This window comes from Actinophytocola oryzae, from assembly GCF_004364325.1.
Lineage (GTDB): Bacteria > Actinomycetota > Actinomycetes > Mycobacteriales > Pseudonocardiaceae > Actinophytocola > Actinophytocola oryzae.
The window spans coordinates 117,697-131,649 of the sequence record NZ_SOCP01000003.1; the positions used below are offsets into that span (position 1 = coordinate 117,697).

Genomic DNA, 13,953 nt, shown 5'->3' on the forward strand with positions numbered 1-13,953 from the left:
CGCAGGGGAGCACCTCCGTTGTCACACAACGGATGTCAAAGAGCGCGCACCGAACTACAACAGGGTCGGAACGCGATTCCCCCTCATGAGAAACTCCCCAGTCCCCAGGTCACCGAGCCCCCGCATCGGTTACCGCGAGCATAGGTGAACTCTGCTGATCCCGCCACGCGAGTTGCACAGGACGCACAATCTCGACCGGGCCGACTACGCGACGTCACACAGCGGAGGCGAGGTGGCAACCGTGGTCGGTGAGGAACCCGGCCACCGCCTCGACGAAGGCGTCGCACTCCGCGTCGCCGACCTCCAGGCTCAGCGCGATCATGCCCCGGCGCGCGAGGTGGAATCCCCGGTGGAGCATGTCCAGGTGGAACAGTTCGTTCAGCTCAGGCGTCGGCCGCATGTCGCGGGCCGAGGCGATCGGCTCGCGTTGGAAGTGAACGGTCATCATGCTGCCCACGCCCGTCCAGCGCAGCTCGGTGGACAGTTCGCCGAGCCGCGTGCGCAGCCGCTCGCCCCGCGCGAACAACGCCTCGCTCACCTGCGGCGGGAACAGCTCGGTGAGACCGACGTACCCCGCGGTCATGCTGAACACGTTGTTGTTGAACGTGCCCGCGTGCGGCACCGCGCCCGGGCGGCGCGGGTCGTACATCGACATCAGCTCGCGCCTGCCCCCGAACGCGCCGAACGACATGCCGCCGCCCGCGTACTTGCCGAGGGTGGTGAGGTCCGGCGTGATGCCGAGCAGCTCCTGCATGCCGCCGCCGGACATGCGCGACGTCATGACCTCGTCGAAGACCAGCACGGCGCCGGTCTCGGTGGCCTTGCGGCGCAACAGTTCGAGGAACGCCCGGGTCGCGGGGACACACCCGCCCGCGCCCAGCACCGGCTCGACGAGGATCGCCGCGAGGTCGGCCGCGTGCTCGTCGGCCAGTGCCGCCGCGGCGTCGAGGTCGTTGTAGTGCCCGACAACGAAGCGGTGCGGCACGTTGACGGGCGAGCCGCCGCCCGCGAACGTCAGCACGGCACCGTGGTAGCCGCCCTCGAACACGAGGATCGTGCCGCGCCCGGTGCGGGTGGTCGCGGTCGCGAGCGCGAGGAGGTTGGCCTCGGTGCCGGAGTTGGTGAAGCGCACCAGGTCGAGTGAGGGGAAGCGTGCACACAGGACTGCCGCGAGGCGCGCCTCCCGTTCCCCGTGCGCGCCGAGGTTCCAGCCGCCGTCCAGCGCCGACTCCACGGCCTTGCGGATGATGTGGTTGCTGTGGCCGTAGAGCCCGGCCGTGTAGTCACCGAGCAGGTCGACGTAGGTGTGGCCGTCGAGGTCGGTGAGCCGGCAGCCCTCCGCACCCGCCATGGTGAGCGGGAAGGGCGGGTAGAACAGCGTCGTCCTGGTGTTGCCGCCGGGCATGACCGCCGACGCGGTGTCGTGCGCCGCACGGCTCCCGGGATTCGCGGCGGCGAAACGGTTCCTGACCTCGCCCAGCACGTCGTCCAGCGCCATGTCCTGGTTTATAACACCGGTCACGCACGCGAAAGCCCTGCTCCAGCAGGACTTGACCACAGGGCGACCGCAGGGCGAGAACGCGGCGTCACGTATCCCGCAGGTAGAGGTGGCTGTTCTCCCGCATGTCGGCGACGATCGCGGCGGGGGCCCTGGCGGGCGAGCCCGCGTCGTGGAGTGGCTGGGGGTCGTACTCGAGGCCGAGCTGGATGTACTGCGCCGCGACGTCGCCCGCGATGCGGCCCGCGAGCTGGAACCCCATGTCGATCCCGGCGGACACACCGGCCGCCGTCACGTACTTGCCGTCGAACACCACCCGCTGCTCGACCGGCTCGGCACCGAACTCGGGCAGCTGGTCCAGCGCCAGCCAGTGCGATGTCGCCTTGCGGCCCCTGAGCAGCCCCGCGGCGGCCAGCACGAGCGACCCGGTGCACACCGACGCGGTCCACGTCGTGGTCTGGTCCACCTGGCGCAGCCACTCGAGCACCTCGGTGTCCGTCATGAGGTCCACCTGGCCGGGCCCGCCCGGCACGATCAGGACGTCCGCGGACGGCACCTCCGACAGCTCCTTGTCGACCATCAACCCCAGCGTGCCCGCGCCCGCGCGGACCTGGCCGACCTCCTTGCCCGTGAACACCACCTCCGCCTGCTGGGCGAACCTGAGCACCTCGTACGGCCCGACGGCGTCCAGGGACGTCACCCTGTCGAACAGCAGGATCGCGATACGCATTGGAAGGTCTCCCCGAGCTCGTTGTGCCGCGCACCACAACGGTAGCCGCGGCCGCCACGCCGTGGCGAGACTCATGAATGCGCTCGTCGATCAGGTGCGAGACTGACGATGTGGAGGGGACGAGGAGACACGTGTGGCCGTTCGGCCTGATCACGGCGGGGTTCGCGGTCGTGAGCCTGCTCGCCGCACGACGGGTCGCACTACCCGGCTGGGTCGCGCAGCTGGTGAGCCACGGACCGAGGGGGCGGCTGCACGCCGGGCTGCTGGCGATCATGCTGCTGGTGCTCGCACACGGGCTGCTGCGCAGACGCAAGGTCGCGTACTGGGTGACGCTCGGCGTCGCGGGCCTCGGCGTGCTGCTCGCCGGGCGCAGTCTCGTGGCGGTGGCGCTGGTGGCGACCGGGGTCGTGCTCGTGCTGCGGCGCGACGCGTTCCCGGCGGTGCCCAGACCCGCGCGGGTGCGGCTGGCGGCGATCTGCGGGCTCACGCTGCTGGCCACCGGCGCGCTGTACGACCTGCTGCTGCACGGACACGAGGAGTTACGGCTGGACCTCGGTTCGCTGGTGCTGCTCGGTGCGAGCGTGATGCTGGTGGTGCTGTTGGCCCCCGCGCCGCCGCCCGCGCCCGCGGACGTCGGCACGCGGTCGCGGGTCGGCGAGCTGGTGCGCCACCCCTCGTCGGACACGCTTGCGCCGTTCGTGCTGCGCCACGACCGGTCGTACGTGTTCAGCCGCGACGGCCGGGCCGCGGTCGGCTACCGCGTGCTACTCGGCGTGGCGGTCGTCGGCGGTGACCCGGTGGGCGAGCCGGAGGCGTTCCCGGACGCCGTGGCCGAGTTCGTGCGGGTCTGCGAGCGCGCGGGCTGGCGGGTGGCCGCGCTCGCCGTGCGTGACGACCTGGCGCCGCTGTGGCACAGGCACGGCCTGCGGACCGTCGGCATCGGCGACGAGGTGCTGATGGACGTCGAGACGTTCACCATGTCGGGCCGCGCGATGCGCAACGTGCGGCAGGCCGTGCAGCGAACCAGACACTTCGGGGTGACGACGACCATCGCCCGTGAGGGTGACCTGGACGCCGCCCTGCTCGCGGAGGTGGCCACGCTGGCCACGCAGTGGCTGCGGGGCGGCGGCGAGCGCGGCTTCTCGATGATCCTGGACGGCCTGGCGACGGGCAGGCACCCGGAGTGCGTGCTGGTCCTCGCGCGGGACGCGGCGGGCAGGCTGGTCGGCTGCCAGCGGTACGCACCCAGTGGTGACACGCTGTCGCTGGACACGATGCGTCGCGAGCACGACAGTGTGAACGGGCTCAACGAACGCATGATCGCCGACCTGGTGGAGTACGCGCGGGAACGCGGCGTCAGGACGCTGTCGCTGAACTTCGCGGCCTTCCGGGCACTGCTGGACTCCGACGAGCGGGGGCTTTTCGAGCGGGCCGGCTACCAGGCGCTGCACCTGCTGGACCCGTTCATCCGCGTCGAGTCGCTGTACCGGTTCAACGCGAAGTTCCGCCCCGGATACCAGCCGCGTGGGGTGGCGTTCCCGTCGTGGCTGTCGATCCCGGTGGTGGTGGCCGCGATGGTCGGCATGGAGTTCGGCCTGGTGTACGACCGCCACCGCGCGCCGAGGGCACACGCCGTGCACGGGACCTCGCCACGTGCCGTCCCGCTCCGGCCGTCCCAGATGGACGGTTAGGACCAGCGGCGACGTGCCGCTCCATCGTCGTGACATGCCGCCTCGTCCTCGGGATGGTTTCCTCGTGGTAGCCGAACCCGAGGAGACGGCACATGAGCGGAGCTCGCGAAGCGAACCATCAATATTCAGGCGGCGTGAGCGGAGCCTGCGGAGCGTTCCGGCGCCACGCAGCGGGCGAGGAGACGGCGTGAGCGGAGCTTGCGGAGCGAACCATCAAAATCCAGGCCGCCCCGGAGCCCGCGGAGGGCGCCGGTGCAGCGGAGCCTGCGGAGCGTTCCGGCGCCACGCAGCGGGCGAGGAGGCGGCATGGACATCGTGATCGTCGGTGGGGGGCTTGCCGGTTCCCGGACCGCGCAACGGCTGCGCCGGGCCGGTTTCGACGGCACGGTGACGCTGGTCGGCGGTGAGCCGCATGCCGCGTACGACCGTCCGCCGCTGTCGAAGCAGGTGCTGACGCAGGAGGACGAGCCCGCCGAGCCGCCGTACCTGCGAGCCGACGCCGACGTTGAGCTGCTGTCCGGCGTGCACGCGACGGCGTTGCGGTCCTCGGGGCACCGCGTGCTCCTCGACGACGGCACCACCCTCGGCTACGACCGCCTGGTGATCGCCACGGGCATGCGTCCCCGGCGGCTGTTCGACGGCAGGCGGGGCGTGCACGTGCTGCGGACGTGGTCGGACGGACTGGCCCTGCGTGCCGCGCTGCGGGAGGCCAAGCGGGTGGTGGTCATCGGCGGCGGCGTGCTCGGCTGCGAGATCGCGGCGAGCGCCCGGGCGCTGGACCTTGACGTGACGGTCGTGGAGCTGCTGGAGCAGCCGCTCGTGACCGCCCTCGGGCCCGCGATCGGCTCGGTGATCGCCGACCTGCACCGGTCGCGGGGTGTCGACGTCCGCTGCTCGACCAGGGTCGCCCGCCTGGAGGGCGCGAACGACCGCGTGGAGCGGGTCGTGCTGGCCGACGGCACCGCGCTCGACGCGGACCTGGTCGTGGTCGCGGCAGGCGCGATCCCGAACACCGAGTGGCTGTCCGGCTCCGCGGTCCGTGTCGACGACGGCGTCCTGGTCGACCGCTTCGGCGCGACGTCCGCCATCAACGTCTTCGCGGCGGGTGACGTGGCCCGCTTCCCCCACCCGTGGGCGCAGGGCACCGTCCGCCCGGAGCACTGGCAGACCGCGGGCGACACGGCCGCGCTGGTGGCCAGGAACGTCCTGGCGGAACCGGCGGACCGCGTCCCGCTCACGGCCGTGCCGTACTTCTGGACCGACCAGTACCAGTCGAAGTTCCAGGTGATCGGCCTCCCGTCCGCCGACGACGAGCTGACCGTCCTCGACGGCGCGCTCGACGGCAGGTTCGCAGGCCACTACACCCGCGACGGCGTCCTGACCGGCCTCGTCACCGTGGGCATGCCCGCCGTCATCGCGCCGTACCGCAAGCGGGTCGGCACGCCCCTGTAGCGACGCGGCGCCGGGTCAGGACAGGCGGATCCGGGGGTCGAGCACCGCGTACAGCAGGTCGACCACGATGTTGGCCGCCACCACGAAGACGGCGGCCAGCAGGACGACCGCGATGATCACCGGCTCGTCGGAGTTGGTGACGGCCTGGACCGACATGCGGCCCAGGCCGTTGAGGCCGAAGACCTGCTCGGTGACGATGACGCCGCCGAGCAGGGTCGCCACGTCGATGCCGAACTGGGTCACCACCGGGATCAGCGCCGCACGCAGGCCGTGCCGGTAGATGACCCGGCCCTCGCGCAGACCCTTGGCCCGTGCCGTGCGGATGAAGTCCTCGCCGAGCACCTCGACCAGCTGGCCGCGGGTCAGGCGGACGTACACCGCCATCGTCGCCACCGCCAGGGTGATCCACGGCAGGACCAGGTGTTGGGCCCACTGGCCGGGGCTCGTCGTCAGCGGTACGTATCCCCCGCCGGGGAACAGGTTCACGCCCGCCACGTGCAGCTGGTAGAAGAACACGAACAGCAGCAACAAGCCCAACACGAACGTCGGAAAGGACAGGCCCGCCAACGCGAACAGCGTCGCGCCGCGGTCCAGCCAGCTCCGGGGGCGCGTGGCCGACAGCACGCCGACGAGCACGCCGAGCACCAGCCAGATCACCGCGGCACCCAGCGCGAGTGACGCCGTCACCGGGAACGCCTGGCCGATCAGCGTGGTGACCGGCTGGTGGCTGTAGTAGGAGTATCCGAGGTCGCCGTGGAACAGGCGCCCCAGGAAGTGTCCATACTGGACGACCACCGGCTGGTCGAGGCCGAGCTGGTTGGTGACCGACGCGACCAGCTGCTGGTTCTGCGCCGCGAACTTGCCGAGCAGCAGCTGGGCGACGTCGTGGGGTGCCACGAAGAACAGCCCGAACACGATCACGCTGATGAGCCACACCACCAGCACGCCGGTCAGCACGCGACGGATCAGGAAGCGCAGCATGTCACGACCTCCCGGCGAAACGGGGGTCGAGCGCGTCACGCACGCTGTCGCCGAGCAGGTTGAACGCCAACGTCGTGAGGATCAACGCCAGCCCCGGGAACAGCAGGAACCACCACGCCACCTGGTAGTAGCTCTGCGCGTCGCTGATCATGTTGCCCCAGCTGGGGGTCGGCGGGATGATGCCGACGCCGAGATAGGACAGCGTGGACTCGAACACGATCGACACCGGGATCAGCAGCGTCGTGTAGACGACCACCGGCGCCACCAGGTTCGGCAGCACGTCGACGAGCATGATCCGCAGCGGACCGGCCCCCAGCGACCTGGCGGCCTCGACGTACTCCTTCTCCCTGATGGCAAGTGTTTGCCCGCGCACGATCCGGCCGACCGCCGCCCACGAGAAGAACGCGATGACCGCGACCTCGATCAGCTCGCTCGGGCCCGCGACGGTCACGAGCGCGATCGCGAACAGCAGGAAGGGGAACGACAGCACGACGTCCATCAGCCGCGCGAGAACCGAGTCGACCGTCGGCCCCAGGTAGCCGGCGCACATGCCGACCACCACGCCGACCAGCACGGCGACGACCGCCGCGCCGACGCCGACCGCGAGGGAGACCTGGCTGCCGTAGACGATCCGGACGAGGATGTCGCGGCCGAGGTTGTCGGTCCCGAGCCAGTGGTGCACGCTCGGCGGCATCGGCAGCCCGTCGGGACTGATGCCACCCGTCCGGTCCTGGTCGGTCGGCGAGTACCCGACCAGCATGCTGATCGGCCTGGCCAGCGCGGCGACCAGCACCAGCAGGACGATGAACACCATGCAGGCGACCGCGACCCGGTCGTGCCGCAGCCGCGCCCACGCCAGCTGCCACGGCCCGCGCCCCTCGATCACCGGCGCGCTGGAGACGTCCGCCGCGTGGAGGTCAACGGCCGTCATCGGGGACTCCTCCGGCCGGCCCGGGTCCTCGGGTCAGGTCGTCGCCCGGCTCGACCGGGAAGTGGCAGGCCGTCAGGTGTGCGGCCGGATCTCCCCGGCGGGCCACCAGCTCCGGCGCCTCCACCGCGCAGATCGGTTGTGCCTTCGGGCAACGCGGGTGGAAGTGGCAGCCCTTCGGCGGGTCCACCGGGGAGGGCACGTCACCGGTCAGCACGATCCGCTCGCGGCGCTCGGCCAGGTCCGGGTCGGCCACGGACGCGGCGGACAGCAGCGCGGCCGAGTACGGGTGACGCGGGTTGGCGTACAGCTCCGCCGCGTCGGCGACCTCGACGATCCTGCCGAGGTACAGGACCGCCACGCGGTCGCTGACGTGCTCGACCACCGACAGGTCGTGCGCGATGAACACGAAGGTCAGCTCCAGCTCCCGCTGCAGGTCCGCCAGCAGGTTGAGGATCTGCGCCTGGATCGACACGTCCAGCGCGGACACCGGCTCGTCGCACACCACCAGCGCCGGCCGCAGCGCCAACGCCCGCGCCACCCCGATCCGCTGCCGCTGCCCGCCGGAGAAGTCCGCGGGGAAACGGTTGTAGTGCTCGGGGTTCAGGCCCACCAGCGCCATCAGGTCCTGCACACGCCGCTCGCGCTCGGCGCCGTCGGCGATGCCGTGGATGGCGAACGGGTCGCCGATGATCGACCCCACCCTGCGGCGCGGGTTCAGTGCGCCGTAGGGATCCTGGAAGATCATCTGGATCTCGCGGCGGACCGACCGCAACGCGCGTCGGGACAGGTCGGAGATGTCACGGCCGTCGAACTCGACCGTACCGGCCGTCAGGGCATGCAGCCTGGTCACACAACGGGCCAAAGTGGACTTCCCGCAGCCGGTCTCCCCCACGAGGCCGAGGGTCTCCCCGCGCCGCACCTCCAGGCTCACCCCGTCGACCGCCCGCACCGCGCCGATCTGCCTGCGTACCAACGCCCCCTGCTTGATCGGGTAGTGCTTGACGACGTTGTCCAACCGCAGCAACACATCGTTGCTCATGCGCTCAGCTCCCTCGCGGCCCGTTCCCGTTGTGCCTCCACGTCCACGCCGAAACCCAGCAGGCGGCCGGGCAGCCAGCACGCCGACCGGTGTCCCGCACCGACCTGGTGCAGGTCCGGGAGGTCCGAACGGCAGCGGTCCATCGCGTACCGGCAACGGGGGTGGAACGCGCACCCGGGTGGTACGGCGATCATGCTCGCCGGCTGCCCCGGAATCGGCCGCAGCGCACCGGAATGGCCTGCCGCACCGGGGATCGACTCCAGCAACCCCTTGGTGTACGGGTGATGCGGCTCGTAGTACAGCGCTCGCCGACCGGCCGACTCGACCACCCGACCCGCGTACATCACCAGCACCTCGTCGGCGATGTCGGCCACCACCCCGAGGTCGTGGGTGATGATGACGAGTGCGGTGCCCGTCGCCTCCTGCAAGCGCCGCAACAGGTCCAGGATCTGCGCCTGGACCGTCGCGTCGAGTGCGGTGGTCGGCTCGTCGGCGATGATCAGCTCCGGTTCCAGCGCGAGTGCCATCGCGATCATCACGCGCTGCCGCATGCCGCCGGAGAACTGGTGCGGGTAGTCGGAGACGCGGCGGGCCGCGTGCGGGATCCCCACCAGCTCCAGGAGTTCCACCGCGCGGGTGCGGGCCGCCCGCCGCGTGACCGGCCGGTGGGCGCGGATCATCTCCTCGAGCTGCCAGCCGACCCGGTACAGCGGGTGCAGGCTCGACAGCGGGTCCTGGAAGATCGCGGCGATGCGGGCGCCACGCACGGACCGCTGCTCCGCGGGCCGCATCGCCAGCAGGTCGGCGCCGTCGAAGAAGGCCTGTCCCCGCACCGACGCGCCGGGCACGAGACCGATCAGCGACTGCGTGCAGACCGTCTTGCCGGACCCGGACTCGCCCACGATGCCGAGGGTCTGTCCCGGTTGGACGTCGAAGGACACCCCGCGGACGGCCTGCACCAGACCGTCCGCGGAGTTGAACGTGACCCACAGGTCGCGCACCGTCAGCAGGCTCATCCCGATCAGCTCGCCGGGTCCAGCCACACGTTGCTGTAGTCGTACTCGGTGGAGAACGGCCAGAACACCGCGTTGTGCACCCGTTCCGACCGCATCAGCGGCGTCGACTGCGTCTGGAACGGGATCAGCGCCGCGTCCTTCATGATCTGCGTGTCCGCGTCGTGCAGCGCGCTCGCCGCCTGCGACGAGTCCGTCGTGGACAGTGCCTTGTCGATGTCGGCGTTCACCCTGGCGTTGTCGTAGTCGCCCCAGTCGGTCGACCCCGGGCCGTAGGTGCGCCCGTCGAACAGCGGCTCCACGATCGCGCGGCCGTTGTTGCCGTACCAGTCGGGCACCCAGCCCGGCTCGGACACGTCCCACACGCCGGACTTCGCGGCGGTCGGGTCGGACAGGTACTTGCCGTAGTAGTCCGACGCGGCGGCGGGCTTGCCGACGATCGTGACGCCGCACTTCTTGAAGTCCGCCTGCACCGACTGGTAGACGTCCGGGTGCTTGCCCGAGGTGCGGTAGACGTCGGTCAGCGTCAGGCCGTTCGGGTAGCCTGCCGCGGCCAGCATCGACTTGCACTTGGCCGGGTCACCGCGTGAGCCCGTGGTCCTGTACGGGTCGATCGCCCGGTAGCCGACGTTGCCGGGCGGGATCACCTGGTCCAGCGGGGTGTTGAGCGTGGTGCCGCCGTAGATCTGGCCGAGCGCCACCTTGTCGACGGCGTACTCGAGCGCCTGGCGCACCGCGACCTTGCCGAGCGCACCGGAGTTGTTCGGGCTCTGCTCGTTGAACACGAGGAACGGGTTGGAGTCGTAGTTCGGGTAGATGCCCAGCCGCGCGTCCGAACCCGCCTTGAGCGTCGGCACGTCCGCGGTCGGCACCGTGGTGTCCCACTCCAGGTCCTGCGTGCCCGCGGCGATCTGCTGCTGCACGGCGTTCTCGTCGGCGCCGAGCGTCACCTGGATCCCGTTGGGGTACTGGTGGCGCAGCGGATCGCTGCTCTGCTGCCACGCCGGGTTGCGACCGAGCACATAGGACTGTCCGGGCACGTACTTCGTGATCGCGTACGGGCCGTCGGACAGCGTGTGCTGGCGGAAGTCGGCGTCGTCCGGCATGTAGTTCAGGTACTCGACGGGAGCCGCCGAGGAGAACGGCAGGGCCAGGATGTTCACGAAGTCGCCCGCGGGCTTGGTGAGCGTGAACCTCAGGGTCGTGTCGTCGACGGCCTGGATGCCGCTGATGTCGTGGCTCGTCATGAAATCCATGAACGCGGCGACGTTCTGCGGGACGCTCGCGAACGCCGCGCAGTAGTCCTTCATGCCCGCGATGGTGTCCTCGAAGTAGCCCGGGGCCCCGACGGAGTTCTGGGTCGGGTTGCAGAGCCGCTTGAAGCCGAGCACGAAGTCGGCCGCGGTGACCTGGCGGGCGGGCGTGGTGTTCCACCTGACACCGTCCCGGAGGTGCACGGTGATCGTCCTGCCGTCGGAGCTGATGCCGCCGTTCGACTTCGTCGGCAGCTCGGTCGCGACGTCCGGCGCCGGTTCGAGCGCCTTGTTCTTGTCGGTCGACGCCGGGTAGCTGTAGAGCTGCCTGGTGAAGGTTCGTTCCAGCGAGTAGCTGGTCGTGTAGTAGGCGGACGCGGTGTCGAGGTGGTCGACGTCCGCGTTGCCGATGACGCGCAACGTCCCACCCCGCGTCGGTGACCCGGTCGCGTTGACGTTGGCGCCCTGGCCGGAACCGGAGCCGTTCCCGGTGCCCGTGCCGCTGGTGGTGGAGCCGCCGCACGCGGTTGCCCCGAGCGCGACCAGCGTCATCAGCGACAGAACGGTGATTCTTTTGCTGCCTGAAGCGGACATGAAATCGACGCTAGGCGCGTCGCCGCGATGGCTCCCGCATTCTTTCCCAGGAATTTAACCAGCACAAAAGGGACGCATCAGCCGGTTTCCCCGTGTGTCGGCAGGACGAGGGTGAAGGTGGGTGGCGTGGGGGTCGCGAGCCACAGCCGCCCCGACTCCGCCTCGGCGAGCCTGCGTGCGAGCGGCAGGCCGATGCCGTGTCTCGTGCGGACCGTCCGTGCCCCGATCGTGGCGGCGAGGTCGCGCAGCTCGCCGTGGCCGCGGCCGGAGGTGTCCATGGTGGCGCGGGCGAGCGGGTCCGCCGCGACGCCGGGTCCCTCGTCGGAAACGTCGACGCCGATGGCCGACCCGAGGTCCCGCACGGCGACGGTGACCGTGCCGTCGCCGTGGCGCAGGGCGTTGTCGAGCAGCACGGCGACGATCTGGCGGAGTACGGGCGCGACGACGAGCCTGCCGCCGACCGTGTCGGGGACGGTCACGCGCAGGGCACGGCCCCGCTCGGCGAGCAGGCCCGTCCAGTCCCGCCCGAGCCGGTCGAGGAGGCCGCCGACGGGTTCGAGTCCCGCGCGGGCAGGCACGTTGCGGGCGAGGTCGAGGAGATCCGCGACGGTCCCCTCAAGCTGGTCGGCGCTCTCCAACGCGGCGGTGATCGACGGCCGCAGCTCCTCGTCGGGCAGGTCCAGCGCGGCCTCCAGCTCCAGCCGGAGCCCGGCCAGCGGGGTGCGCAGCTGGTGGGAGGCGTCGGCGGTGAAGGCCCGTTCCCGCGCCACGAGGTCGCTCAGCCGCGCGGCGGTGGTGTCGAGGGACGCCCCGACCGAGTCGATCTCGGCGATGCCGGACCGCGCGGTGGCGACGGTGAAGTTGCCCGCGCCCAGCTCGTAGGCGGCGCTGGAGAGGTCCTCGAGCGGTCGCGCGAGCCTGGTGGCCTGGCGGCGCGCGAGCAGCCACACGCCCGCGACGGCCACGAGCCCGAGTCCGCCCATGATGAGCCAGGTGACGACGGCGCGCCGGTAGATCTCGCCGCGCGACGAGGCGACCCGCACGATGCCGACGACCCGCTCCCCGTCCCCGACGGACGCCATGAGGACCAGCTCGCTGTCGGTGTCGGCCTCGACAACCTCGTCCGACGCGAGGGACACCGCGACCGTCGCGGGTCCGGTCCCGGTCCAGCGCGTCCCGTCGGTCCGGTAGAGGGCGACGGTGGTGCCGTGCCCGAGGTCGGGCAGCGTGCGTGGCACGGTCCCCTTGAGCAGGTCGGGGACGACGGTGAGCGCCGCGGTGTCGGCCCCCTGCTCCAGCTCGGCGCGTGCGTCGTCGGCGTAGTACCCGGCCACGGCCGCGGCGAGCGGCACCCCGAACAGGACGAGCGCCAGCACGGCCGCGGACACCGCCAACGTGACGATCCGCCCGCGCACCGGTCAGTCCGCCGGCTCGAGGCGGTAGCCGTGCCCCCGGACGGTGGCGATGCTCGGCACCCGGTCGCCACCGGCCTCCGCGAGCTTGCGCCGGACGGAGGCGACGTGCACGTCGAGGGTCTTGGTGGGGCCGTACCAGCGCGTGTCCCAGACGTCGGACATGAGCGTCTCACGGCGCACGGCGACCCCCGGCGTCGCGGCCAGCCTGGCCAGCAGGTCGAACTCCTTGGCACGCAATGGCAATACACGCTCCCCCACCGCGGCCCGCCGGGCCGGCAAATCGAGGCGGAGGTCCCCGACCCGTAAAGGGCCACGCACAACGGGCACGGAGAGCCAACGCCGCAAATGCGCCCGAATCCGCGCCCGCAACTCTCCCAACCGAACGGGTTTGGTCAGATAGTCGTCGGCTCCGGACTCGAGCCCGACGATTATATCGACCTCCTCGTCCCGCGCGGTCAATACGACAACCACGCACGATGGGCGCAATTCACGCAACCGCTGACAAACCGCCAGGCCGTCCACGTCGGGCAGTCCGAGATCGACGAGCGCCAGCTCGAACTCCCTCGCCGCGGCGTCCCGCACGGCGTCGCCACCACTGGGATGCCAGCGAACGTCGTACCCGTCGCGACGGAGCGCGGCATCGAGCACCCGCCCGATAACCGGATCGTCCTCGACGAGGAGCAGGCGCGTGGTATGCGGCATCTCATCACCTTCTCCCACCCTCCGATAATGCGCCGAAAACCTGAGAAAAACATGTGACCCGGGGTGGGTGGGAATTCCCGACTCACCGGGAAGAAAAGGACGAGCGGGAGGGAAGGGTCAGGCAGGGACCGGCGGCCCCCTCCGCTGCGGCCCGCCCGACCGCACTGAAGGACTCCTTCAGTACGCGCGGCGTTACGAAGGCGCCCTTCAGAACGCGCGGCGTTACGAAGGCGCCCTTCAGTACGCCGGGCGTTACGAAGGCGCCCTTCAGAACGCGGGACGTTACGAAGGCGTCCTTCAGTACGCGCGGCGTTACGAAGGCGTCCATCAGTACACCCGGCGTTACGAAGGCGTCCATCAGTACACCCGGCGTTACGAAGGCGTCCATCAGTACACCCGGCGTTACGAAGGCGTCCATCAGTACACCCGGCGTTACGAAGGCGTCCATCAGTACACCCGGCGTTACGAAGGCGTCCATCAGTACACCCGGCGTTACGAAGGCGTCCATCAGTACACCCGGCGTTACGAAGGCGTCCTTCAGTGCGGGCCGGCGGTGGGTGGAACGCTTGACATCCCAACGCCAGCAGCCATACTCCGATTCGGATTAACGGAAAGGTTGCCGAAATTTTCGGTAGCGCTCCCATGACGGGGATC

The 13,953-nt window shown here is 70.7% G+C and carries 12 protein-coding genes and 1 pseudogene; 2 read left to right on the forward strand and 11 right to left on the reverse strand.

Annotated elements, in window-relative coordinates; translation table 11 throughout:
* Positions 1-214: 214 nt before the first annotated feature.
* Both CLV71_RS08010 and CLV71_RS08015 read right to left on the reverse strand, forming a co-directional pair.
* Entirely contained in the window at positions 215-1,498 is a 1,284-nt protein-coding gene (locus tag CLV71_RS08010; protein ID WP_133902004.1) for an aspartate aminotransferase family protein, read from the reverse strand.
* Positions 1,499-1,586: 88 nt separating this feature from the next.
* Entirely contained in the window at positions 1,587-2,228 is a 642-nt protein-coding gene (locus CLV71_RS08015) for a DJ-1/PfpI family protein (protein WP_133902005.1), read from the reverse strand.
* 131 nt (positions 2,229-2,359) lie between these two features.
* On the opposite strand from CLV71_RS08015, the gene CLV71_RS08020 reads away from it, so the two are divergent.
* Both CLV71_RS08020 and CLV71_RS08025 read left to right on the forward strand, forming a co-directional pair.
* Positions 2,360-3,919 (forward strand): phosphatidylglycerol lysyltransferase domain-containing protein, encoded by a 1,560-nt coding sequence (locus CLV71_RS08020; RefSeq protein ID WP_133902006.1) that lies wholly within the window; start codon positions 2,360-2,362, stop codon positions 3,917-3,919.
* Between the two features lie 306 nt (positions 3,920-4,225).
* Positions 4,226-5,371, forward strand: a complete 1,146-nt coding sequence (locus CLV71_RS08025; protein ID WP_133902007.1) for an NAD(P)/FAD-dependent oxidoreductase — start codon at positions 4,226-4,228, stop codon at positions 5,369-5,371.
* A 15-nt stretch (positions 5,372-5,386) separates the two neighbouring features.
* Here CLV71_RS08025 and CLV71_RS08030 read toward each other — a convergent pair whose 3' ends face one another.
* The 9 genes and pseudogenes from CLV71_RS08030 to CLV71_RS50880 form a co-directional block, all read right to left on the reverse strand.
* Positions 5,387-6,352 carry an ABC transporter permease gene (locus CLV71_RS08030; RefSeq protein WP_133902008.1) on the reverse strand — a complete coding sequence of 322 codons (966 nt, stop codon included), beginning with the start codon at positions 6,350-6,352 and terminating at the stop codon, positions 5,387-5,389.
* 1 nt (position 6,353) lies between these two features.
* On the reverse strand, positions 6,354-7,283 hold the full coding sequence (locus CLV71_RS08035) for an ABC transporter permease (protein WP_133902009.1): 930 nt from the start codon (positions 7,281-7,283) through the stop codon (positions 6,354-6,356).
* Positions 7,270-8,322 (reverse strand): ABC transporter ATP-binding protein, encoded by a 1,053-nt coding sequence (locus CLV71_RS08040; protein ID WP_133902010.1) that lies wholly within the window; start codon positions 8,320-8,322, stop codon positions 7,270-7,272. The genes CLV71_RS08035 and CLV71_RS08040 overlap by 14 nt, the downstream gene beginning before the upstream one ends.
* Entirely contained in the window at positions 8,319-9,338 is a 1,020-nt protein-coding gene (locus CLV71_RS08045; protein ID WP_133902011.1) for an ABC transporter ATP-binding protein, read from the reverse strand. The genes CLV71_RS08040 and CLV71_RS08045 overlap by 4 nt, the downstream gene beginning before the upstream one ends.
* Before the next feature lie 5 nt (positions 9,339-9,343).
* The gene (locus tag CLV71_RS08050; protein WP_208297459.1) at positions 9,344-11,182 is read right to left on the reverse strand and encodes an ABC transporter substrate-binding protein; all 1,839 of its coding nucleotides are present in this window, start codon (positions 11,180-11,182) and stop codon (positions 9,344-9,346) included.
* 77 nt (positions 11,183-11,259) lie between these two features.
* Positions 11,260-12,597 carry a sensor histidine kinase gene (locus CLV71_RS08055; protein ID WP_133902012.1) on the reverse strand — a complete coding sequence of 446 codons (1,338 nt, stop codon included), beginning with the start codon at positions 12,595-12,597 and terminating at the stop codon, positions 11,260-11,262.
* 3 nt (positions 12,598-12,600) lie between these two features.
* Positions 12,601-13,299, reverse strand: coding sequence for a response regulator transcription factor (locus CLV71_RS08060; RefSeq protein WP_133902013.1), 699 nt, complete (start codon positions 13,297-13,299; stop codon positions 12,601-12,603).
* Between the two features lie 82 nt (positions 13,300-13,381).
* Positions 13,382-13,807 (reverse strand): hypothetical protein, encoded by a 426-nt coding sequence (locus CLV71_RS08065; RefSeq protein WP_133902014.1) that lies wholly within the window; start codon positions 13,805-13,807, stop codon positions 13,382-13,384.
* A pseudogene (locus CLV71_RS50880) lies at positions 13,689-13,943 on the reverse strand (hypothetical protein); the annotation flags it as partial. The pseudogene CLV71_RS50880 and the gene CLV71_RS08065, both read right to left, overlap by 119 nt.
* Positions 13,944-13,953: the final 10 nt, after the last annotated feature.